5 protein-coding genes and 1 pseudogene are annotated in these 4,314 nt (G+C 34.7%); 2 read left to right on the top strand and 4 right to left on the bottom strand.

All coding sequences use genetic code 11. The features are described 5' to 3' along the window. Positions 1-88: 88 nt before the first annotated feature. Positions 89-1,372 carry an amidohydrolase family protein gene (locus ACT8VG_RS07940; RefSeq protein ID WP_444195576.1) on the top strand — a complete coding sequence of 428 codons (1,284 nt, stop codon included), beginning with the start codon at positions 89-91 and terminating at the stop codon, positions 1,370-1,372. Positions 1,373-1,527: 155 nt separating this feature from the next. Then, the gene (locus ACT8VG_RS07935) at positions 1,528-1,962 is read left to right on the top strand and encodes a hypothetical protein (RefSeq protein WP_432267932.1); all 435 of its coding nucleotides are present in this window, start codon (positions 1,528-1,530) and stop codon (positions 1,960-1,962) included. Positions 1,963-2,044: 82 nt separating this feature from the next. Here ACT8VG_RS07935 and ACT8VG_RS07930 read toward each other — a convergent pair whose 3' ends face one another. The 4 genes and pseudogenes from ACT8VG_RS07930 to ACT8VG_RS07915 form a co-directional block, all read right to left on the bottom strand. Further along, the gene (locus ACT8VG_RS07930) at positions 2,045-2,209 is read right to left on the bottom strand and encodes a hypothetical protein (protein WP_286181595.1); all 165 of its coding nucleotides are present in this window, start codon (positions 2,207-2,209) and stop codon (positions 2,045-2,047) included. Between the two features lie 267 nt (positions 2,210-2,476). Continuing rightward, a pseudogene (locus ACT8VG_RS07925) lies at positions 2,477-2,641 on the bottom strand (nucleoside triphosphate pyrophosphohydrolase family protein); the annotation flags it as partial. Positions 2,642-2,806: 165 nt separating this feature from the next. Then, the gene (locus ACT8VG_RS07920) at positions 2,807-3,808 is read right to left on the bottom strand and encodes a GGGtGRT protein (RefSeq protein ID WP_444195575.1); all 1,002 of its coding nucleotides are present in this window, start codon (positions 3,806-3,808) and stop codon (positions 2,807-2,809) included. Between the two features lie 15 nt (positions 3,809-3,823). Next, positions 3,824-4,314, bottom strand: a 491-nt coding sequence (locus ACT8VG_RS07915; protein WP_444195574.1) for a hypothetical protein, incomplete at its 5' end; no start/stop codon positions are given.

Below are 4,314 nucleotides of genomic sequence, written 5' to 3'. Positions count from 1 at the left end.
CTTATTTTTTCTTACAAAAGAAGTTAGATGTTAAAATTATAATGTGAAGTGAATATGATATCATCGATATAAGAGAGGGGTGAGCATAATGAAGGATGCTTATATCAATGGAAAAATAATAGATGGTACTAAGGAGATGCATGTTAAGGAAGGTTACGCTATTCTTGTAGAACAGGGTAAAATTAAGAATATTGTTTTACAAGAAGAAGCTGATTTAACAGGCTATATTGTAGTTGATTTAAAAGAAAACTATATTATGCCAGGTCTTATTAATATGCATGTACACTTAGCCGGTAATGGGAAACCGCAAAAGAAACAGAGAGATAATGCAAAGTTAGTGAACTTCTTAATGAGTAATCCACTTACTCGTGCTATTGCTCATAATATGGTGAGTGGGTTTGCGGAAATGGAGTTACTCAGTGGTGTCACTACTATTAGAACAGTAGGTGGTATTAGAGATTTTGATACACGTGTACGTGATGAAATTAATAGTGGGAAGAAGAGAGGTCCACGTATTTTAGCAGGTAATGAAGGTATTTCAGTCCCTCATGGTCATATGGCAGGGAGTGTAGCAATTGCAGCTGAAACAATTGATGATGCACTTTTACAGGTAAGTAAAGCAAAGGAACAAAATGTTGATTTAATTAAATTAATGATTACAGGTGGTGTTCTAGATGCAAAGGACAAGGGTGTTCCTGGAGAATTAAAGATGGCTCCTGAAATGGTCAAAGCAGTATGTGATAAAGCACATGAATTAGGCTTTAAAGTTGCTGCTCATGTAGAATCATCTGATGGTGTCAGAGTGGCTTTAGAAAATGGTGTAGATTCGATTGAGCATGGGGCAAAACTTGATGATCATATGATAAAGTTATTTAAAGATAATAATGCATTCCTATGTACTACATTATCACCAGCCTTACCATATGCTTTATTTGATCGTTCTATTACTAACGCATCAGAAGTAGAACAATTCAATGGTAAAGTTGTATTTGATGGAATTATAGAATGTGCGAAACAGGCACTAGAGAATGATATTCCTATTGTATTAGGTAATGATGTAGGATGTCCTTGGATTACACAGTATGACTACTGGAGAGAACTATATTACTTCCATAAGTATGTGGGTGTAAGTAATGCATATGCGATTTATTGTGCGACATTACAGGCAGCTAGAATGGCAGGTATTGATGATGAGACAGGTTCTATTGAAGTAGGTAAGTCAGCTGATATGATTGTCACAAAGGATAATCCACTAGATGATTTACTGGCATTAAGACATATTGAATCTGTGATCATGAGAGGTCATAGAATTGATCATCCTACTAATAAGATCAATGAACAGGTAAAAACTGAATTAGATAAGTTCTTATAATCCCTTCTGACGAAGGGTTTTTGAGTATTTACACACAATATATATGAGTTCACTATTATTTATATCTATAACAAAAAAACAATTATTAAATAATAATATACATGTAGTAGAAGAGAGATTTACTTTCTTGATATAATATAAGAGGAGGAAAACAAATGAATTCTAAGAAAAAGATAATTGCAGGTATTATTGTATGTTTGTTTATTGGTGTAATGGCTGTATTTGTATTCCCTAGTTCTAATGCATATTTATTAAAGGCTGATGTAAGTGGTGAAAAGAAGACAGCTTATTCTTTATATAAGTCTACTTCTGTTTCTACTAAGATTAATAGTTTAGAATTTATTGATCAGTTACCAGAAGGTGTTACTAAGTATGATGAAAGCAAAGCTCGTTATGGTTCACCTGCTTACAGTGTTGTATTAAAAGGAAATACGTATCGTTTCTATAGACTTTCTAGAGATACAAATGTTCTTGTGACTAAGACAGAGAATAAAACAAGTAAATATGCTGTTATGGATAGAGATACATATCAGAAATTTGCATCTATTAGTAGTTATACTGAATATGATTACTTAGATTATTGGAATTAAAAGAAAGAGGATTGACTCTGTAAGTACAGATTCAATCCTCTTTTTGTACACTGTTTCATTTTCATAGAGTTAAGATAATATTTTATAAGTCAAATCCATACTTTTTACTAAACATTCCCCATATTTCTTCTTCAGTATGATTTCTTCCTTCTTCGTAATCTATTTCTGCTTCATTTAACTTATTTTCGATTGTTTCAGGAAGACTAACATTATTATTATCTGAATCAATATCTTTAATTGGTTTCATAACAATCAATTCTCCTTGCTCATAGTATAGCATTTATTCAAGCGAATACAAACAACGATAAGAATCAAGGAAAGTGGAAAGATAGAAAAGCAGGTGATCTTATCTTTTTTTTGATTAGGAAATTGATAATGATCCAGATTATATACGTTTTTTTGGAAGTTGACATGCAAACTCAAATGAAAGTTTTAATGAAGGACTCAAGATGAAGAAAGTAACTGCCATTGACTATGAAATATAAAGAAAGAGGATTGACTCTGTGATACAGAATCAATCCTCTTTTTGTCTGTTGATAGAAGCACTTGTATTAAATCCATCAGGATATCTTTTATGTAGTTTATCTAGGTTACCTTGTAAGATAGTATCTAAAGGAACATCTAATGCGGTAGCAGCTTCGGCAAGATACCAGGCTATATCACCTAATTCTTTAATAAGATGATTTTTGTCTCTGCATCAACATCCTATAACACTATTCATAAGTATATCTTTCTTATTCAGTTCGGGATTCAGTGTTCTCATTGCTTCTTTTTGATAATTATTAATATTCGTTGTAGTAAAGAAAAAGCCCTGAATAAATCAGGACTTTAAGTGTTGAATTAATTATTTGCTAGCTTCTTCGATAGCAACTGCAACTGCAACAGTAGCACCTACCATTGGGTTGTTACCCATACCGATTAAGCCCATCATTTCAACGTGAGCTGGTACTGATGAAGAACCTGCGAACTGAGCATCACTATGCATACGACCCATAGTATCAGTCATACCATATGAAGCTGGTCCTGCAGCCATGTTATCTGGATGTAATGTACGACCAGTTCCTCCTCCTGAAGCAACTGAGAAGTATTTCTTACCCTGTTCGATACATTCTTTCTTATATGTACCTGCAACTGGATGCTGGAAACGAGTTGGGTTAGTAGGGTTGCCAGTGAGTGAGACATCTACACCTTCCTTATGCATGATAGCTACACCTTCACGTACGTCATCTGCACCATAGCAGTTAACCTTAGCTCTGTCACCATCTGAATAAGCAGTTCTAGATAATTCTTTAACCTCACCTGTGAAATAATCGAACTGAGTTTCAACATATGTGAAACCATTGATTCTTGAGATGATCTTAGCAGCATCTTTACCTAAACCATTTAAGATAACTCTTAAAGGATGCTTACGAACTTTGTTAGCGTTTAATGCGATCTTGATTGCACCTTCAGCAGCTGCGAATGATTCATGACCAGCTAAGAAAGCGAAACACTGAGTTTCTTCATCAAGAAGTCTTGAACCTAAGTTACCATGACCTAAACCTACTTTACGATCATCAGCAACTGATCCAGGAATACAGAATGACTGTAAACCAATACCGATTGTCTTAGCAGCATCAGCAGCCTTAACGTCACCTTTCTTGATTGCGATTGCAGCACCTACAGTGTAAGCCCAGCAAGCATTTTCGAAGCAGATAGGCTGAGTAGATTTAACGATGTTATAAACATCAATACCTTTATCATCACAGATCTTCTTAGCTTCTTCGATATCTTTGATACCATATTCGTTTAAAGTTTTATTGATCTGATTGATTCTTCTTTCATAACCTTCAAATGTAATAGCCATTGTTCTACCTCCTAATTATTCCTTTCTTGGATCGATGTACTTAGCAGCATCAGCAAAACGTCCATAAGAACCTGTTGCTTTCTTAACAGCTTCATTAGCATCTTCTCCAGCTTTGATCATGTCCATCATTCTTCCAAGATTTACGAATTCGTAACCGATGATCTGGTCATCATTATCTAAAGCAACTCTAGTAATGTAACCTTCAGTTAATTCGAGGTAACGAGGACCTTTCTTCTTAGTAGCATAAGATGTACCTACCATTGATCTTAAACCTTTACCTAAGTCTTCAAGACCAGCACCTACTACTAAACCACCTTCTGAGAAAGCAGACTGAGAACGTCCATAAACGATCTGTAAGAATAATTCTCTCATTGCAGTATTGATAGCATCACAAACTAAGTCAGTGTTTAATGCTTCAAGTAAAGTTCTACCAACTAAAGCTTCAGCTGCCATAGCTGCAGAATGAGTCATACCTGAACATCCGATAGTTTCGATAAGTGCTTCTT

The sequence above is a fragment of the Catenibacterium sp. genome (genome assembly GCF_052354645.1).
GTDB lineage: Bacteria > Bacillota_I > Bacilli_A > Erysipelotrichales > Coprobacillaceae > Catenibacterium > Catenibacterium mitsuoka_A.
The sequence above is the reverse complement of the archived record's forward strand: the minus strand, read 5'-3'. Positions and strand labels throughout refer to the sequence as shown.

Excerpts from the sequence above, each read along its gene's own strand:
- ACT8VG_RS07920 (WP_444195575.1), bottom strand. The coding sequence starts at position 3,808 with ATGGCTATTACATTTGAAGGTTATGAAAGAAGAATCAATCAGATCAAT.
- ACT8VG_RS07940 (WP_444195576.1), top strand. The coding sequence starts at position 89 with ATGAAGGATGCTTATATCAATGGAAAAATAATAGATGGTACTAAGGAG.
- ACT8VG_RS07935 (WP_432267932.1), top strand. The coding sequence starts at position 1,528 with ATGAATTCTAAGAAAAAGATAATTGCAGGTATTATTGTATGTTTGTTT.
- ACT8VG_RS07930 (WP_286181595.1), bottom strand. The coding sequence starts at position 2,209 with ATGAAACCAATTAAAGATATTGATTCAGATAATAATAATGTTAGTCTT.